The 16,594-nt window shown below is 73.3% G+C and carries 15 protein-coding genes; 10 read left to right on the forward strand and 5 right to left on the reverse strand.

What is annotated here, in order from left to right; translation table 11 throughout:
• The coding region (locus HCN51_RS39680; RefSeq protein ID WP_168017225.1) for an aldo/keto reductase at positions 1-808 on the forward strand (808 nt) is incomplete at its 5' end.
• 90 nt (positions 809-898) lie between these two features.
• Complete coding sequence (locus tag HCN51_RS39685) at positions 899-1,741, forward strand: LLM class flavin-dependent oxidoreductase (RefSeq protein WP_240973746.1); 843 nt, start codon at positions 899-901, stop codon at positions 1,739-1,741.
• Here HCN51_RS39685 and HCN51_RS39690 read toward each other — a convergent pair.
• The 3 genes from HCN51_RS39690 to HCN51_RS39700 form a co-directional block, all read right to left on the reverse strand.
• The gene (locus tag HCN51_RS39690) at positions 1,738-4,869 is read right to left on the reverse strand and encodes an amidohydrolase family protein (RefSeq protein WP_168017227.1); all 3,132 of its coding nucleotides are present in this window, start codon (positions 4,867-4,869) and stop codon (positions 1,738-1,740) included. The two genes, HCN51_RS39685 and HCN51_RS39690, sit on opposite strands and share 4 nt — an antisense overlap.
• 126 nt (positions 4,870-4,995) lie before the next feature.
• Complete coding sequence (locus HCN51_RS39695) at positions 4,996-5,400, reverse strand: hypothetical protein (RefSeq protein WP_168017228.1); 405 nt, start codon at positions 5,398-5,400, stop codon at positions 4,996-4,998.
• Positions 5,401-5,423: 23 nt separating this feature from the next.
• Positions 5,424-6,461 carry a DUF6745 domain-containing protein gene (locus tag HCN51_RS39700; protein WP_168017229.1) on the reverse strand — a complete coding sequence of 346 codons (1,038 nt, stop codon included), beginning with the start codon at positions 6,459-6,461 and terminating at the stop codon, positions 5,424-5,426.
• A 141-nt stretch (positions 6,462-6,602) separates the two neighbouring features.
• Between HCN51_RS39700 and HCN51_RS39705 the strand changes: the two genes are divergently transcribed.
• Both HCN51_RS39705 and HCN51_RS39710 read left to right on the forward strand, forming a co-directional pair.
• Positions 6,603-7,535 (forward strand): TIGR02996 domain-containing protein, encoded by a 933-nt coding sequence (locus HCN51_RS39705; RefSeq protein WP_168017230.1) that lies wholly within the window; start codon positions 6,603-6,605, stop codon positions 7,533-7,535.
• A complete protein-coding gene (locus HCN51_RS39710) occupies positions 7,532-9,424 on the forward strand; it encodes a hypothetical protein (RefSeq protein ID WP_168017231.1) in 1,893 nt (630 codons plus the stop codon). Before HCN51_RS39705 ends, HCN51_RS39710 begins: the two co-directional genes overlap by 4 nt.
• A 21-nt stretch (positions 9,425-9,445) precedes the next feature.
• On the opposite strand, the gene HCN51_RS39715 is transcribed toward HCN51_RS39710, so the two are convergent.
• Entirely contained in the window at positions 9,446-9,697 is a 252-nt protein-coding gene (locus HCN51_RS39715) for a hypothetical protein (RefSeq protein WP_168017232.1), read from the reverse strand.
• 309 nt (positions 9,698-10,006) lie between these two features.
• Here HCN51_RS39715 and HCN51_RS39720 point away from each other — a divergent pair, with 309 nt between their 5' ends.
• Positions 10,007-11,188 carry an acyltransferase family protein gene (locus tag HCN51_RS39720; RefSeq protein ID WP_168017233.1) on the forward strand — a complete coding sequence of 394 codons (1,182 nt, stop codon included), beginning with the start codon at positions 10,007-10,009 and terminating at the stop codon, positions 11,186-11,188.
• 81 nt (positions 11,189-11,269) lie between these two features.
• Positions 11,270-12,028: an ATP-grasp domain-containing protein gene (locus tag HCN51_RS39725; protein ID WP_168017234.1), complete on the forward strand. Its 759-nt coding sequence runs from the start codon at positions 11,270-11,272 to the stop codon at positions 12,026-12,028.
• Here the strand turns inward: HCN51_RS39725 and HCN51_RS39730 are convergent.
• Positions 11,964-12,740, reverse strand: a complete 777-nt coding sequence (locus HCN51_RS39730) for a GntR family transcriptional regulator (RefSeq protein WP_168017235.1) — start codon at positions 12,738-12,740, stop codon at positions 11,964-11,966. The genes HCN51_RS39725 and HCN51_RS39730 overlap by 65 nt on opposite strands.
• Before the next feature lie 125 nt (positions 12,741-12,865).
• Here HCN51_RS39730 and trpB point away from each other — a divergent pair, with 125 nt between their 5' ends.
• From trpB to HCN51_RS39750, 4 genes are all read left to right on the forward strand, one after another.
• On the forward strand, positions 12,866-14,044 hold the full coding sequence (gene trpB, locus HCN51_RS39735) for a tryptophan synthase subunit beta (RefSeq protein ID WP_206068435.1): 1,179 nt from the start codon (positions 12,866-12,868) through the stop codon (positions 14,042-14,044).
• 53 nt (positions 14,045-14,097) lie between these two features.
• The gene (gene trpA, locus HCN51_RS39740; protein WP_240973747.1) at positions 14,098-14,874 is read left to right on the forward strand and encodes a tryptophan synthase subunit alpha; all 777 of its coding nucleotides are present in this window, start codon (positions 14,098-14,100) and stop codon (positions 14,872-14,874) included.
• Between the two features lie 178 nt (positions 14,875-15,052).
• The gene (locus HCN51_RS39745) at positions 15,053-15,823 is read left to right on the forward strand and encodes an oxidoreductase (protein WP_168017237.1); all 771 of its coding nucleotides are present in this window, start codon (positions 15,053-15,055) and stop codon (positions 15,821-15,823) included.
• 31 nt (positions 15,824-15,854) lie between these two features.
• Positions 15,855-16,586 carry an SDR family NAD(P)-dependent oxidoreductase gene (locus tag HCN51_RS39750; protein ID WP_168017238.1) on the forward strand — a complete coding sequence of 244 codons (732 nt, stop codon included), beginning with the start codon at positions 15,855-15,857 and terminating at the stop codon, positions 16,584-16,586.
• Positions 16,587-16,594 lie beyond the last annotated feature (8 nt).

Consider the following 16,594-nt stretch of genomic DNA (forward strand, 5'->3'; position numbering starts at 1 on the left):
CCGCGACGACATCGTGCTCGCCACCAAGGCCGGCATGCCGATGGGCGAGGAGCGCAACCACCAGGGCGGCTCGCGCCGCTGGCTTACCATCGAGCTGGAGCGCAGCCTGCGCCGCCTCGGCGTCGACCACGTGGACCTCTACCAGCTCCACCGGTGGGACCCGGCGACCAGCGACGAGGAGACGCTGTCCGCGCTGACCGACCTCCAGCGGGCCGGCAAGATCCGCTACTTCGGCTCCTCGACGTTCCCCGCCTACCGCATCGTGCAGGCCCAGTGGGCCGCCAAGGAGAACCATCTCGGCCGGTACGTCACCGAGCAGCCCAGCTACTCGATCCTGCAGCGCGGGATCGAGGCGCACGTCCTGCCGGTGACCGAGGAGTACGGGCTCGGCGTGCTGGCGTGGAGCCCGCTCGCGTCGGGCTGGCTGTCGGGCGCCGTCCGCGCCGGGCAGGAGGTCGCCACCCACCGCTCGGCGTTCCTGCCCGAGCGCTTCGACCTGTCCCTGCCGCACAACCGCGCCCGGCTCGACGCGGTCGAGCGGCTGGCCGAGGTCGCCGACGCGGCCGGGCTCACCATGATCCAGCTCGCGCTCGGCTTCGTGACCGCGCACCCGGCCGTGACCAGCGCGATCATCGGGCCGCGCACGCTCGGCCACCTGCACGCGCAGCTCGCCGCCGCCGACACCGTGCTGCCCGCCGACGTCCTCGACGCCATCGACGAGATCGTGGCACCGGGCCTCGACCTGGCGCCCCAGGAGAAGTTCGACACCCCGCCCGCCCTCCTCGACCCGGCGCTCCGCCGCCGCTGAGCACGCCGCCCGCCCTCCTCGACCCCGCACTCAGACGCCGCTGAAAGGGCGATTCCCATGCCGCACCACCCCCGCCCCAGCTTCGGGATCATGACCGCTCCCTCCCAGGTCGGCTACGACGACGTGCTGCGCGTCTGGCGCGAGGCCGACGAGCTGCCGCAGATCGAACACGCCTGGCTGTTCGACCACCTCATGCCGATCTTCGGCGACCCGGACGGGCCGACCTTCGAGGGCTGGACGCTGCTGTCCGCCCTGGCCGCGCAGACCCGGCGGCTGCGGCTCGGCGTGCTTGTGACCAGCAACCGCTTCCGCCCGCCCGCGATCCTCGCCAAGATCGCCACCACCGTCGACATCGTCTCCGGCGGCCGGCTCGACTTCGGCATCGGCGCCGGCTCCCGTCCCGGCCATCCGATGGCCCGCCGCGAGTACGACGCGCACGGCCTGCCGTACCATGACGCCGCCCACGCGGTGGCGAGCCTCGCCGAGGCCTGCACCGTCATCAAGCGGCTGTGGACCGAGACCGAGCCGTTCGACTTCGACGGCACCCACCACCGGCTCACCCAGGCGTACGGCAACCCGAAGCCCGTCCAGCGCCCGCACCCGCCGATCGTCATCGGCGGGCGCGCGTCGGCGACGCTGCGGGTGGTCGCCGAGCACGCCGACATCTGGAACATCCCGGGCGGCGACCTCGACGACGTCGTCCAGCGCAGCGCGCTGCTCGACCGCTACTGCGCCGAGATCGGCCGCGACCCCGCCGCGATCGTCCGCTCGATCCACGTGCCGGTCTCGTACGAGCGGCCGGGCCCCACCCGGGACATGATCGGTCAGGCGCTGGACGCCGGCTTCCGCCACGTCGTCCTCGGCCTGCCGGCCCCCTTCCCTGAGGGCGTCGCCCGCTGGGTGGCCGACGAGCTGGTCACCCCGTCCGCCTAGTGGTCGTCGCAGCAGGAGGCGCGGGCCCTGCCCAGCTCGGCGGGGTCGTTCCACCAGTAGCCGGCGGTGCTCGCGTGGGCGGGCAGCGGCTCCTTGACCTTGTTGGCGGGAGCCTCGGCGGTGGTGGTGGCCGACGGGTACGGCGCGAGGAGTTGCTCGACCGTGTGGTGCCGGCCGCCGACGAGGACGGCGGTGACCTTGGCCGCGTCCTCGATGCGGGCGAGCGGATCGCCGTCGACGATGGCCAGGTCGGCGTACATGCCCTTGCCGATCCTGCCCAGCGGCAGGCCGAGGTAGGCGCCGGACGTGCTGGTCGCGCAGGTGAGCGTCTCCAGCGGCGTGAGGCCGAACTTGACCATGGCCCGCAGGTTCATGTGCAGGCTGATCGCGACGTGGTCGATCGGCGCGTCGGTGCCGGCGGTGACCACGCCGCCGCCGCGGATCATGGCGGCGAGCTGCGCGACCTGGTTGGCCAGGTTCGTCAGCGTCACCTGGATGGCCGCCGGGTCGGCGTTCTGGGCCGTCGCGACCGTGGCTCTGAGCGCCGCCAGCCGCCAGTTGGGGTAGAGGCGGCGCACCCGCTCGTCGTCGGCCAGCGAGGTGTCCTCCCGGTAGAGGGCGCTGGAGTTGAACAACGTGGGCGTCCGCGCCATCTTCGACGCGTTGAACATGGCGATGACGTCCGAGTAGGCCGAGCCGACGTTCGTGACCGTGCGGGAGTAGCCGAACCGGCTCGTCGCCCCGACGTGCTCGGTCTGGTCGCCGCCCATCGCGATCGCCGGGTAGTGGTAGTGCGAGGTGACCGGCTTGCCCCGCCGGTGGGCCCAGTCGATCACCTCCTTGTGCCAGACGACCGGCAGCCGCACGTAGCACTTCATCAGGTCGTAGTCGAGGGCGGCGGCCCGCTCCAGCTCCAGGCGGAGCTGGTCGTGGCCGAACGTCGGGCGCATGAAGTTGTAGTAGATGCGCGGCCCGTCGATGGCCTCGCCGGTCGCCAGGTAACGCGGCGCGAGCCGCGCGCCCGACTGCACCGACTCGCGCTCCTCCACCATGTGGTACGCCGGTGAGCCCGGCGAGCGCGTGGTCGTGATGCCGAGGGCCAGCCACAGCGGGCCCTGCCGCGAGCCGTAGGCGTACCCCTGCATCTCGCGGTGGTGGTGGATGTCGATCAGGCCCGGCATGACGAACCGGTCACTGGCGTCGATCAGCGTGCCGGGCCGCCCGTCGCGGTGCGGCTCCACCGCGACGATCCGCTGGCCGCGCACGACGATGTCCACGTCGCGGGCGACGGTCCGGGAGACGCCGTCCCACATGCGGCCGGCGTGGACCACCACCTGCTCGGGGCCGGGGTCGTTGCGCCAGGTCAGGCGGTGCGGGACGGTGCGGGTCGCGGTGCCGTCCACGCGGACGGTGCGCAGCCGCCCGCCGTTCAGGTAGAGGAGGGTGCTTGAGCCGCCCGCCCAGACGGGCGCGTCCGACACCTCGCGGGTCACCTGGCGGGCGCGGCCCGCCGGCCGCCCGGCGCCGTCCACGGGCAGGACCCACAGCACCGACTCCATGGCGAAGGCGAGCATGGTGCCGTCCGGCGACCAGACGGGGCCGTCGTCGCCGCGCGTCTGCAACGAGCGGTGCGGCGCCGGATCGACGTACGTGCCCGCGCCCGTCGCCCGGTCCACCAGCAGGATCTTCGACAGGCCCTCGCGGTAGCGCCGCGAGTACGGCACCACGGCGGCCAGCGCGATCGTCCTGCCGTCCGGCGACCAGGTGGGCCGGCCCGGCTCGAACGTCGCGTTGAAGATCTTCTGGACCTCGCCGGTGGCCACGTCCAGGACCCAGAGGGCGCCGTCCTGGTCGAGGTAGGCGATCTCCCCGCCGTCCGGCGACCACCGGACCGACAGGGCCGCCGAGTCGGTCAGGTGGGTGAGCTGCCGGTCGGCGCCGGTGTCCAGGTCGCGCACCCAGATGTTCAGCGTTCCCGTCCGGTCGGTGACGAACGCCAGCCGCCGCCCGTCCGGCGAGAAGTCCGGGTCGGCCTTCCACCAGCGGTCACGGAAGAGCGGCCGGGGAGCCTCGCCGATCCGCATCAGGTAGATGTCGTTCAGCGCGCGGAAGGCGACCGTGGACCCGTCCGGCGAGACGGCCGGGCTGCCGATCCCGGCCACGGGGAACGAGCCGGGCGCGTCGAACACCCGCACCCGCTTCCGGTACGTCGGCGTCGTCGTGGTCAGCGCCGCGGCGAACCCGACCGTGCCCGCCGCCGCCGACCCCAGCCGGCGGGTGCGGACGGTGCCCGACGCGGTGTAGAAATAGCGCCCGTCCGGGGCGAACCGGGCGCGGAACGGGAAGACCTCCTCGCCCGTGACCAGCGTGCCGGACGTGCTGACGAGCTCGTTCTGGCCCGCCCGGAACAGGTGATAGGCGAGGTCGGTGCCGTTCGGCAGCCACGACGGCTGGTGGATCACCTGCCCGGCGGGCACCGTGACGGCGGTCTCGCGGGCACCGGTGGCCACGTCCACCACGTCGATCCTGGTGTCGGCCACGACGAACGCCACCTTGGCGCCGTCGGGCGACCAGGCCGGCTCGTACTCCTCCACCGCCGTGTCCGTCAGCGCGCGCGACGCCCCGGTGGCGACGTCGAGCAGGTGGATGCCGTAGCTGCCGCCGCTGTCGGAGGAGTACGCGATCGTGCGGCCGTCCGGGCTGTAACGGGGCTCGCGATGGTCGAACGGGCCCGTGGTGAGCTGCTTGATCGCGGAGCCGTCGGGGCGGATCGTCCACAGGTTGAAGACGCCGTCGCGGTACGACTGGAACACGATCGTGGAGCCGTCGGGGGACCAGTCGGGCTGCGCGATGTCGTACAGGTCGCTGGTGAGCCGGCGGGCCGTGCCACCTGAGGCCGAGCACACCCACAGGACGCCGAGCAGGTCGAGCGCCAGCCGGCGGCCGTCGGGGGAGGGGGCGACGGCGAAGTCCGTGCCGGTCGCGACGGTCGTCCTGCCCGCCGCCGCGGCCCTCGCCGGCGGGGCCGTGGCGGGCGCGAGCGCGGCGGCGAGGGCGGCGCCGGCGCCGCCCGCCAGAACGGTCCGGCGGGTCGGGCGGGGCAACGAGCCAGGGGCGTCAGGTGACATCGGGGCTTCCCTCCGGGAGATCGCGCTCGACTCGGGATCTTCGCTACGGCGTGCATACGTCGGCCGGAAGGATCGGTCAAGAGGCGCGGTCAGGGAGGGCCGTTGCCGGGTCGGCCCCTGCTGCTCTCAGTCGGCGACGAGCCGGGTCTGGTCCGCCTGCTCGCGCTGCCGGCGCAGCTCGTACGTGCCGGGCGCGATGCCGGCGTAGGCGTGCTCCGGATGCGCCAGGTACGCGGTCGCGCCCTCCTCGACGGTCAGCACGCCGAGCGTCAGCGCGCGCCCGGACCGGTCGGGGGTGAAGAACGCGGGCCCGGTCGCGACCAGGAGGTGCGTGTTGGCCTGGGCCTGGCCGCGCACGACCGGCACGCCCTCGGCGGGGATCGGGGTACGGGCCGGCGCCGAGGTGACCGGCACCACGGCCACGTCGCCCTGGAACTGCAGCCCGGACAGCACGGGGATCTCGGCCTGCCGGTCGAGGTGCTCGTCCACGGTGACGCCGAAGGTGGCGATGGCCTGTTCGATGGTGAGCATCGGGTGAAGGGCTCCTTTGGGGGTCAGGATCGGCGCTGGGCCTGGGCGTACTGGGCGGGGGTGAGGCCGTAGGTCCAGGCGGCGGCCTCGATGGGGTCGGTGCAGGCGGCGGGGACGGTGAGGCCGAAGCGGCGGCGGGTGCCGTCCCGCTCGACGGTGCCGTTCGTGCACAGCAGGACCCGCACGTTCGTGGGGTAGACGCCCGGGGGCACGTCGTGCAGGGTGAGCGTCTGGCCGGGGTTGCCGGGGTCGGGCACGGCGGGGCCGATCTGGTCGAGGCGGGCCTCGATGACGAAGCGGTCCCAGCCGCGGCGTTCGATGGCGCAGCGGCGGATCTCGGCGTTGGGCTCGCGGATGATCTCGTCGGCGGTGAGCGTGTCGTCGACGACGGCCGGGGGGACGTGCGTGCCGCGCCAGAAGCACAGCCCGAACCCGTCCTTCCAGGCGACCGCCGGGCCGTCGGCGCGGTGGAGGCGCGGCCTGGCCTGCTCGTCCTCGCCGGCCGGCTCCCGGTGCACGTCGCTCGGAGGCGGGCAGAACAGGACGAAGTCGCGGAACGGCCACCACCACCAGACGCCGGGGGCAGGCAGGCGGGCCCGCCACAGCCGGCGGATCTCGCCGCGGATCGTGTCCTGCCGCGCCCCGCCGACGGCCGCCTCCACCGCCGCCCGCAGGTCCGCGTCCACGGCCTCGTTCACGGTGTCCCACAGATCGTCGCGTTTCGCCCGGCCCCTGGCCGCCGGCAGGTCGGCGTGCAGGGCGGTCGCCGCGGCGCCGTGCACCGAACCCCTGGTCGAGCCCGCGGTCGCGGCCTCGACGGCGTCGCGCACGGCCCGGCCGATCCGCTCGCCGGCCGTGTCGTCCACCGCGCGGAGGACCGAGTCCAGGACGCGCCGGTTGCGATGCCCGGTGGCCAGGCAGGCGGCGATCGGCGCCGCGAACGTGCCGGCCAGCGGCGAGGACACCCGCACCACGCACTCGGGAAAGGGCACCCCGATCTCCTGGTAACGGGCGCGGGCGGCCTCGAACGCCTGCTCCTCCTCCACCAGCGGTGTGTTCACAGGGGGGACCTCCCATGTCGTGCGTGGCCCGTGCGATCGGGCGCTCGTTCTGGGCGAAACGCCTGCGGCCAAGGTCATTTCGGCGGTAGCTTATCGGGACTTTGTCTTGACATGTCGAGTATATTTCGTACATTCGTTCGAATGAAAGTCATGGCCATCGAGGAAGCACTACGGGCGCATCCCGACGACCTCACCGCCTGGCACGCGTACAGTGACCGGCTGCTGGAGCGGGGCGACGCCCGAGGCACGCTGATCCGCCTGGAGCAGCGCCTGCCCCGCACCCGCCCCGCCGACCGCCCCGCGCTGGAGCGCGAGATCGCCGACCTCGTGGCGGAGCACGAGGACCGGTGGGACGACGGGCTGCCGGGCGCGGCGCGCGTGCGCTCCCGGCGCTACGGCTTCGCCACGGAGGTGGCCGTCACCTGGTCGGACGACGTCCGCGAGGTCGTGGAGCAGGTGCTGCGCGCCCCGTTCGTCACCACGCTGAGGCTCACCTCGAACGCGGCGGACGATGACGATGACGACGAGGAGTGGGACGAGGACTGGGACGAGGAGGACGAGGACGGGTGGGACCTCGCGGTCGACCGTGGCGCGCCGCGCCCGGGCCGCCTCGACGTGCGGGCCCTGGCCGGGCTCGACCTCGGCCGGCTCACCGAGCTCGACCTGTCCTACCTCAGCGTCGGCTTCGACGGCGCCGAGTTCCTCGCCGGCCTGTTCGTCTCGGACCGGCTGCGGGCACTCGACCTGCGCTACTGCCGCGTCGCCGACACCGGCCTCGCCGCGCTGGCGGCCCGCCCCCAGCTCGCCGGGCTGCGCCGCCTGCACCTGCAACGCAACAGGCTGACCGCCGACGGCGTGCGCTCCCTGCACCGGCTCACCGAGCTGACCGAGCTGGACCTGCGATACAACGACCTCGGCGAGGCGGGCGCGCGGGCCCTGCTCGCCGCCCCGTTCGCCTGCTCCCTCACCCGGTTGTGGCTGTACGACTCCGACGTGGGCGAGGACGGCGTCCGGGAACTGGCACAGGCCGCGAATCTTCCGCCGGGGCTGCGGAGTATGTGGAGGTGCGTGTGAGCATCGAACTTCGGGACCGCTTCTTCGTCCTGTCGGCCGGGAACGCCCCCGCCGAGGAGGTCGCCCGCTACCGCGCGGAGGTGGACGCGGCCGACGCCGCCCCCGCCGCGACGGTCGACGGGCTGGACGTCTGCTGGCATCCGACGGCCCGGTTCAAGGCTGTGCGCTTCATCGACGCCGAGCTCATCGACGAGCGGGTGCGGGAGCTGTTCGCCCGGCCCAGCGCGCAGGCGCCGTACCTGGCGGCGGTGTTCGCGGACCCGCACGAGCTGTCGTTCCGCACGTTCGAGAACATCGTCCCGCTCGACCGCCTCTTCGAGAGCGTCCCGCTGGAGATGGAGCTCGACGGGGGCACCGAGCACGCGGAAGGCGTGCTCTCGTACGCGCTGCGCCTGCCCGAGCAGGCCCGCGACCGGCTGGCCCGGCTGGACGCGCTCGGCCTGTACGTGCCGCCGCTGAACGCCGCCTCCCGGGGCGGCGAACGCTTCATCTTCCACTCGGCGCTCCTGGCCGAGGCGCTGACCGCGGCCGTCGCCGACGCGCTGCCGCCGTCCGTGGCGGAGGGCTTCTCGCACGTGAACCCGGTGTTCCGGTGCAACGCCTTCGAGCCCGGCGACGCCAACTTCCACCTGCACCGGGACACCCCGTACTACGACGCCGCGCGCGGGCACATCTCCCGCTACACGCTGCTCCTGTACGTGACCGGCGGCACCGGCTCACCGGCGCTGGACCTGGCCGGCGGCGCCGCGCTCGCCGAGATCGGCCCGTTCACGTGCGTCATCTTCGACCAGCGGTACGAGCACGAGGGCGCCCCCTACCGCGACGGCCGCAAGGTGTTCCTGCGCACCGAGCTCGTCTTCGCCGCCGGCGAGGTCACCGAGCAACCGGAGATCGGCGCGCTGTTCAGCAAGGCGTGCTACCTGACCGGCGAGAGCGTGTTCGCCCCCGAGCTGGCCCGGCACGCCGACGCGTACTACAACCAGGTGGCCGCCGCCCACTGGAGCGGCCTCGGCGACGGCCCGGCCCGCGAGACCTTCGTGCACAAGGAGTTCCGCGGCCTGCACTTCGTCACCAACGGCTACGACTTCTGGTTCCCCGCGACCGACGCCCTGCCGGCGGCGGAGTGCGCGGCCGTCACCCTGCTCGACTACTTCAACTGCAAGCTCGGCGACACGCCGTTCCGCGCCCTGTGCCGGACGGAGGTCATCGAGGCCGAGGACGCCGCGTGGATCCCGGACTTCCTCCGCGACCAGCACCCCGCCCTCTCGGTCACGACCCAGGTGGACAAATCCGCCTTCTTCCCCGACCCGGAGCGCCCCGACGGCGCCAACTGCTGCCCGTTCCACTCCTCCGGCCGCTTCGACCCCACCCGCTTCGACGACGTCATCAAGCTCTACGAGGACGCGCAGTCGTTCGCCAAGGCCCACATCCTGCCCGCCCCCATCCTCATGCTCGGCGAGGACGTGGCCCTCGACCCGGACCGCTTCGTCATCGACGGCGACCTCATCCACGTGCTCGGCAAGACCGCCCTCACCCCGGTCAACTTCGCCGCCTGCTGGAACGACGAATCCATCCCCGAGGACTACGTCGTCACCGCCGCCCGGGTCGGCGTGCAGCAACTCCTCGTCCCGCCGATCCTCCACCACGAGTCCAACGGCTGCCGCCACCTCAGCTTCGACTTCTTCCGCAACTCCTGGATGGTCGACCACCGCCAGGCCACCATTCCCGTCCCCAGGATCACCGAGCTGATGTGGGCCGACCCCGACGACAGCCACGCCTGGCGACGTGACGTGGACGACTCCCTCATCGACGACGAGCACCCCCTGGAGCCCAGCGACCTGTGGGACGACGAGGACGACGACTGGGAGGACGACGAAGAGGACTCGTGACGGTCCGCCCGGTGCCGCGTTTCACGTCCCGTACTCGAAGCGGGCGACGAGGGACCGGGCGGCGTCCTCGTCGAGCAGCAGGTCCAGCAGGCTCAGGTACAGCTCCTCCCGGTTGACGGGGGTCTCGTAGAAGCCCTTGCGTCTGCGGTGCTCGCGCAGCCTGCGCCACAACTGGTCAAGGACGCCCTCGGTCTCCTCGTCCGGCTCCGCACCGCCCAGCTGGACGGCCGACCAGAGGGAGGTGGCGAGTGCGGACAATCTACTGTCGTTCATCGGTCGCCTTCGTTCTCGTTGGCAGTTCTTGTCCGACGGCGGGGCTCAAATCGGCCACGAAGGTATTCGCCCGCGAGGCTGATGGGCTCATGGGAGAATGTTTCACGTCTGTCTCAGACGTTGCAACCGAATCCAATTTCACATTACTGCTCTGGTGACTCTAAAAGGGTGATGGCGCAAGAGTCGCAGCCGGTCCAGAATCGTGAATTATTCTCGCGAACTACTCGAAAGAGGATCTTCGCCTTACCGGAGGCAAGGAAGCCCCTTGCGGGGTCGGCCCCGCCATGTAGCTCCGATACGTTGGGGCATATGGCGACCGCCCCCCACCAACCCTCCCGAACAGTCCACCGGCTCGCCTGGCTGGACGCCTTACGTGGCGTCGGCGCCCTGGCGGTCGTGGGCGAGCACCTGACGACCTGGGCGATGCCCTGGTTACGGCCCACGTCGTTCAACCTCGGTGTGTACGGCGTGCTGGTGTTCTTCCTGGTGAGCGGCTACATCATCCCGACGTCGCTGGAGCGCCACGGCGACGTGCGGGCGTTCTGGATCGGCCGCCTGTTCCGCCTCTATCCGCTCTATCTCGCGGTCATCGCCGTGGTCCTGGCCCTGGCCTGGTGGATCCCGATCCGGCCCGAGGTGCCGAGGGACGGCTCGGCGGTGGCCGCGCACGCCACGATGCTGATGGACGCGGTGGGCTCGGCCGGCGTCCTCAACACCATGTGGACGCTCTCGTACGAGATGCTCTTCTACCTGCTGGCCGTGGCGTTGTTCGCGACGGGGCGGCGCGACCGGTGGGGGATCGTGCCGGTGCTGTTCGCACTGCTCGCGGCCGGCGCGGGCCTGCTGCTGGCGGGGCCGCCGGTGGTGGGCGCGTGGCCGGCGTGGGTGTCGTGCGCCGTGTTCGTGGCCGGGCTGGCCTGCGTGCTCGCGGGGCGCGGCGGCACGGCCGCGGTGTACGTCCTGGGCGCGATGGCGCTGGCGCTGATGGCGAGCAGCCGGGTGCCGTGGTTCGGCGCGGCGATGATCGCGGTCATGTTCACCGGCACCGCGATCCGCCGGTGGGAGGGCGGCGAGGGCCGCTTGTGGCCGGTCGGCGTGGTCGCCGTGCTGGTGGGCTCGACGCCGATGTGGGCGCTCAACGCCGGCTGGTGGTGGGTGCGCCCGGACCGGTGGGGCCTGACGATCGTCCTGGCGGGCCTTACGTTCGCCGTCGCGATGGCGGCGCGGGGCCGGCGCGTTCCCGCGGCTCTGACGTGGCTCGGCACCGTCAGCTACTCGCTCTACCTGGTGCACCTGCCGATCCTGCTCGTCATCATGGAGCTGGTGGGGGAGATGCGCTGGTCACCGCTGCCCGCCCAGCTCGGCGTCGGCGCGGCCTTCCTCGCGGTGCTCCTGCCGGCGTGCTGGCTGAGCCACCGGCTGGTCGAGCAGCCGCTGCAGCGTCTCGGCCGCCGCCTGACCGCCCGGCGTCCGGTCGTCGCCGCCGCTTGACCGCACCGTCCACATGCGGACGGTCGTGCCCAGGGTGGTGAGCAGGCAGGCGAAGTCGGCGTCCCGCACGTCCTGCGGGTGGTGGTCGAAGCGGCCGGCGGCCTCGCTCCTGGCGAAGCCGAGGACGGCGGTGCTGATGAGGCATTCGGCGCGGGCGGCGTCGAGGTGCTGTCCCCCGACCGGCTGTGCGTCTGCGCCTTCACCCGGCACGTACGCCGCGTGCAGGAGGAGGTGCCGGGGCCGCTGGTGATGGTGCAGGCGGTGTTCGCGGCGGGCGAGCCGATCGCCTTCCACGCCTGCGTACGGGCGGGCGAAGGGGCCAGGGGCGGCGCCGGCCGCAAGCGGAGCGTCCTGCTGCCCGAGGTGCGCCGGCACGTGGAGCGGCTGGGGGGCGAGCTGCGCTGGCACGGCGCGCTGTCGGCCGACGTCATACTCGGCCCGGACGGCCCGGTTCTCATCGACGTCAACCCGCGGCTGGTCGAGCCGGTGAACGCGTTGCTGTCGGGCGTGGACCTCGTCACGCCGCTGCTCGACCTGGCCCGTGGCCGCTCGCCCGTCCCGCAGCCCGCGTCGGTGCCCGGCGTGCGCACCCACCAGCTCCTGCTGGCCGTCCTGGGCGCCGCCGAGCGCTCGGGGCGGCGCCGCGCGATCCTGGCGGAGCTCGCCGCCGCCACGACCGCCGCCCTCGTGCGTCCTGACCTGTGGCGATGGTTCGCCTCGGGCAGCGTGGCCGACTACGCGCTGAGCCCGGCGGGCTGGCGGCGGATCGTCGAATTCAGCCGGACGCGGCCAGGCTCCACTGCAGGGACATGGAGTGGGCGAGGCGATCGGCGCGGATGAGCATGCGGCTGCCGTCGATGGTGGCCTGGTCGTGCACGAGGGCGGCGCCGTCCACCCCGCGCGTGATCCGCTCGCTGGCGAACGCGGCGCCGCCGGCGGGCAGCCGCAGCAGCTCCGCCACCCGCGCGGGCAGCACGACGGGCCTGATCGACTCGGTGGCGGCGGCGATGGCGACCTCGCACCTGGTGGCCAGCGCGTGGTAGAGCGGGGTGGCCGCGAAGTCGGCGTCCCTGATCTTCGTGGCGTACGGCTCGGGCACCCATGAGACCTGGTGCACCGCCGGATCGCCGTCCACGAGGCGGACCCGCTCCAGCCGCAGCCCGCGCGCGCCGGCGTCGGCGCCCAGCTCGGCGGCCACCCCGGCGGGCAGCCTGCGCACCTGGGCCGACAGCACCCGCGTGACGACCTCGCGCCCCTGCGCGCGCAGCTCGTCGGCGAGGCTGCGCAGGCTTTCCAGCCGGTACGCGGCCAGCGGCGGGCTCACGAACGTGCCCCGGCCCGGCTCCTGGACCACGAGCCCCTGGTCGGACAGGCCGCGCAGGGCCTGCCGGAGCGTCATGAGCGTCACTCCGAGCGAGGCCGCGAGCTGGCGCTGCGGGGGAAGTGCCTGGCCGGGACGGTAGACGCCGCGCCGGATCCGGTCGGACAGCTCGTCCTGCAGAATCCGGTACTTCGGCCGCTGAGGGCTCCCGCCGTCACCCGACTTGTCCATGGCCGCCCATCGTATCGGCCCGCCCCGAGCTTGCGCGGGCGTGCCCGGCTCATCAATACTTTGCTTACAGTTCTAGAACGGAGGCCAACATGAGCATCGCCTTGCGAGGCCCGGGCGACGACCTGATGCACCGGCGTCGCTCCGCCATGAGCGACCCGGGCCCCAGCGGCCGCTTCGGCCGGTTCGGCGGGCGGTACGTGCCGGAAACGCTCATCACCGCCTGCGAGGAGCTCGAGGAGGCGTTCCGCGACGCCTGGGACGACCCGGCGTTCCGCGCGGCGTTGAGCCAGACCCTGGAGCTGTACGCCGGCCGCCCCACGCCCGTCACGCCGGCCCTGCGCCTGTCCGCCGACCTGGGCGTGACCCTGCTCCTCAAGCGGGAGGACCTGACCCACACCGGGTCCCACAAGATCAACAACGTGCTGGGGCAGGCCCTGCTCGCCCGGCGCATGGGTAAGACACGCCTGCTGGCCGAGACGGGAGCCGGCCAGCACGGCGTGGCCACCGCCACCGCCGGGGCGCTGCTCGGCCTGGGTGTCACCGTCTTCATGGGCGAGCGCGACATGGAGCGCCAGCAGCTCAACGTCTTCCGCATGCGCCTGCTCGGCGCCGAGGTCGTCGGCGTCTCCGGCGGCAGCCGTACCCTCAAGGACGCCTGCAGCGAGGCGCTGCGGCACTGGGTCGCGGCGGCCGACGACGCGCACTACTGCATCGGCTCCGTGATGGGCCCCCACCCCTACCCGTGGATGGTCCGCGAGTTCCAGCGCGTGGTCGGCGAGGAGGCCCGCGGGCAGTGCGCGAGCCTGCTGCCCCGCGCCGTGCCCGACGTGGTCGTGGCGTGCGTGGGCGGCGGCTCCAACGCGGCCGGCACGTTCGCCGGGTTCGTCGACACGCCCGCCCGGCTCGTCGGCGTCGAGCCCGCGGGCGGGGCGGCGGTGGCCGGCGGCGAGCCCGGCGTGCTGCACGGGTTCCACTCCTACGTCCTCCAGGACGAGGACGGCCAGATCCAGGAGGCGCACTCCATCTCCGCCGGCCTCGACTACCCGGGGGTGGGGCCCGAGCACGCCCACCTCGCCGACACCGGCCGCGCCACGTACGTCTCCGTCACCGACGACGAGGCCGTCGCGGCGGTCGCGCGCCTGGCCCGCACCGAAGGCATCCTCCCGGCGCTCGAATCGGCGCACGCCCTGGCCTGGGTGCTCAAGGCGGCCGGCACGCCCGACCTGCCGGCGGGCTCGACGGTGCTCGTCACCCTGTCCGGCCGCGGCGACAAGGACGCCGACCAGCTCGCGAGGCTGATATGAGCGCGCGGCCGGCTCCCGAGGCTGACATGAGCACCCGGCCGCCCAAGATGAGCATGGGCACGCTGGAAACGCACCTGAGAGCGCGCCGCGACGCCGGGCGATCGCTCCTGGTCCCGTACGTGACCGCGGGCCTGACCGCCGACTGGCCCGACTACCTGCGCGCCTACGCCGACGCCGGCGCCGACGCGATCGAGGTCGGCCTGCCGTTCTCCGACCCCATGCTCGACGGGGGCACCATCCAGGAGGCGTCGGACCGGGCGCTGCGCCGGGGCGCCACCCCCAGCCGCCTCCTCGCCGAGCTCTCCACGGCGAACCCCGGCGTGCCGCTCGCCGTCATGACGTACGCCAACCTGGTCTTCCGTACGGGTGCGCGGGCGTTCTGCGAGCGGCTGGCCGAGGCGGGCGTCACGGGGCTGATCGTGCCCGACGTCCCGCACGACGAGGCCGGCCCGCTCTCCGAGGCCGCCACCGCCGCCGGCGTCGACCTCGTGCTGCTGGCCGCGCCCACGACCGCGCCGGCCCGGCTGCGCGGCATCGCGGAGCGCAGCCGTGGCTTCGTCTACGGCGTCACCGTCATGGGCACCACCGGCGAGCGGGCCGCGCTCGCCGACTCCGCCGGGCCGCTCGCGGGGCGGCTGCGCGAGCTGACCACCTGCCCGGTGCTGCTCGGGTTCGGCATCTCGACGCCGGAGCAGGCCGCGCAGGCGTGCGCGTACGCGGACGGCGTCGTGGTCGCCTCCGCCCTCATGCGCCGCGCCCTCGACGGCGCCACCCCCGCCGAGGTGGGCGCGGACGTGGCCGCCATCCGCCGGGCCCTTCCGGCCGGCTGACCGGGCGGCTGACCGGATGGCTGACCGGCCGGCTGACCGGACGGGGGCCATAGGAATGTCCTATGGCCCCCGTCGCCTTTTCCTCTTTGCTTCTCCTTCTTTTCCGGGCGTAGCTTTCTGAACAGCGCGGCGAGCTTTTCCGCGCAGCTCCCTTTTCCCTGTTCGAAAGGCTTGTGGCATGTCCGGATTCGAAAAGGAACTCGCGGGAAAGCGGGCCCTGGTGACGGGCGGCACCCGCGGCATCGGCGCGGCCATCGTCAGCCGGCTCCTCGAAGCGGGCGCCGACGTGCTCACCACCGCCAGAGCCGCGACGGGCACCGCGCCGGAGGGCGCCTCCTTCGTGCGGGCCGACGTGCGCACCAAGGCCGGGGCCGAGGCGCTGGCCGCGGCCGCCCAGGACGTGCTCGGCGGCGTGGACGTCGTGGTGCACAACGCGGGCGGCGCGCGCCCGTACGAGGGCAGTGCGGCCATCCCCGACGAGGAGTGGCAGGACGCGCTGGACCTGAACCTGCTGGCGTCGGTACGCCTGGACTCCCTGCTGACGCCGGGCATGCGGGAGCGCGGTTCGGGGGCGATCGTGCACATCTCCTCGGCCGCCGTCCTCACCCCGGAGGCGTCGTCGTTCCTGCACTACGTGGCGGCGAAGGCGGCGCTGGAGACCTACAGCCGCGGGCTCGCCGCCGAGCTGGCCCCGCACGGCGTCCGCGTGAACACCGTGTCTCCCGGCCGGGTCGCCACCCCCGGAGGTGAGCGGACGCGGGCGCAGTGGGCGGAGGTGGCCGCCCGCACGGGCGTCGGCGGCGACGCCGCCGGCGCCACCCCGCCGCTCGGCCGTGACGGCCATCCGGACGACATCGCGCACGCGGTGCTGTTCCTCGTCTCGGAGCGGGCGGGCTGGCTCACCGGCAGAAATCTCATCGTGGACGGCGGCGAATTCCCGATGGGCTGAAAACCGGAAAAGCAAAGAAAGGAGATTCGGCATGGAATTGCGCGGCAAGACCGCCCTGGTCACCGGCGGCACCTCCGGCATCGGCCTGGCGACCGCCCGCCTGCTGGCCCGCGCGGGCGCCGGCGTCGTCATCACCGGCCGCGACGCCCGGCGCGGCAAGGACGCCGTGGACGCCATGCGGGAGGACGGCGAGGTCCGCTTCGTCCCGTCCGACCTGGCCGACCTCGACTCGGTCGCCGAGCTGAGCCGCAGCGGCGGCCCGGTCGACATCCTCGTCAACAACGCCGGCGCCTTCCCCGTCGCGCCCACCCTCGAACAGAGCGTGGAGGGCTACGACCACGTCTTCGACACCAACGTCCGCGGCCCCTACTTCCTGGTCGCCGCGCTCGTCCCGCACATGATCGAGCGGGGCGGGGGCAGCATCGTCAACGTCACCACGCTCGCCGCGCACCGGGGGTTCTCCGGCGCCTCGGCCTACAGCGCGTCCAAGGCGGCGCTGGCGTCGCTGACCCGCACGTGGGCGCTGGAGTTCGCTGATGGCGGCGTCCGGGTCAACAGCGTCGCCCCCGGCCCCACCCGCACCGAAGGGGTGCTGGCCGAGTGGGGCGAGGAGGGCAACGAGGGCGTCGCCAGGAGCCTGGGCCTCACCCGCACGGCCGCACCGCACGAGATCGCCGAGGCGATCTGCTTCCTCGTCTCCCCGCGCGCCTCCTACATCACCGGCACCACCCTCCACGTGGACGCCGGCGGCACCGCGTTCTGACCGGCCCG

This window comes from Nonomuraea composti (genome assembly GCF_012034275.1).
Lineage (GTDB): Bacteria > Actinomycetota > Actinomycetes > Streptosporangiales > Streptosporangiaceae > Nonomuraea > Nonomuraea composti.

Coding starts and splice junctions, on each gene's coding strand:
- HCN51_RS39750 (WP_168017238.1), top strand. CDS start 15,855: ATGGAATTGCGCGGCAAGACCGCCCTGGTCACCGGCGGCACCTCCGGC.
- HCN51_RS39730 (WP_168017235.1), bottom strand. CDS start 12,740: ATGGACAAGTCGGGTGACGGCGGGAGCCCTCAGCGGCCGAAGTACCGG.
- HCN51_RS39720 (WP_168017233.1), top strand. CDS start 10,007: ATGGCGACCGCCCCCCACCAACCCTCCCGAACAGTCCACCGGCTCGCC.
- HCN51_RS39690 (WP_168017227.1), bottom strand. CDS start 4,869: ATGTCACCTGACGCCCCTGGCTCGTTGCCCCGCCCGACCCGCCGGACC.
- HCN51_RS39705 (WP_168017230.1), top strand. CDS start 6,603: ATGAAAGTCATGGCCATCGAGGAAGCACTACGGGCGCATCCCGACGAC.
- HCN51_RS39685 (WP_240973746.1), top strand. CDS start 899: ATGACCGCTCCCTCCCAGGTCGGCTACGACGACGTGCTGCGCGTCTGG.
- HCN51_RS39715 (WP_168017232.1), bottom strand. CDS start 9,697: ATGAACGACAGTAGATTGTCCGCACTCGCCACCTCCCTCTGGTCGGCC.
- HCN51_RS39695 (WP_168017228.1), bottom strand. CDS start 5,400: ATGCTCACCATCGAACAGGCCATCGCCACCTTCGGCGTCACCGTGGAC.
- trpB (WP_206068435.1), top strand. CDS start 12,866: ATGCACCGGCGTCGCTCCGCCATGAGCGACCCGGGCCCCAGCGGCCGC.
- trpA (WP_240973747.1), top strand. CDS start 14,098: ATGGGCACGCTGGAAACGCACCTGAGAGCGCGCCGCGACGCCGGGCGA.
- HCN51_RS39745 (WP_168017237.1), top strand. CDS start 15,053: ATGTCCGGATTCGAAAAGGAACTCGCGGGAAAGCGGGCCCTGGTGACG.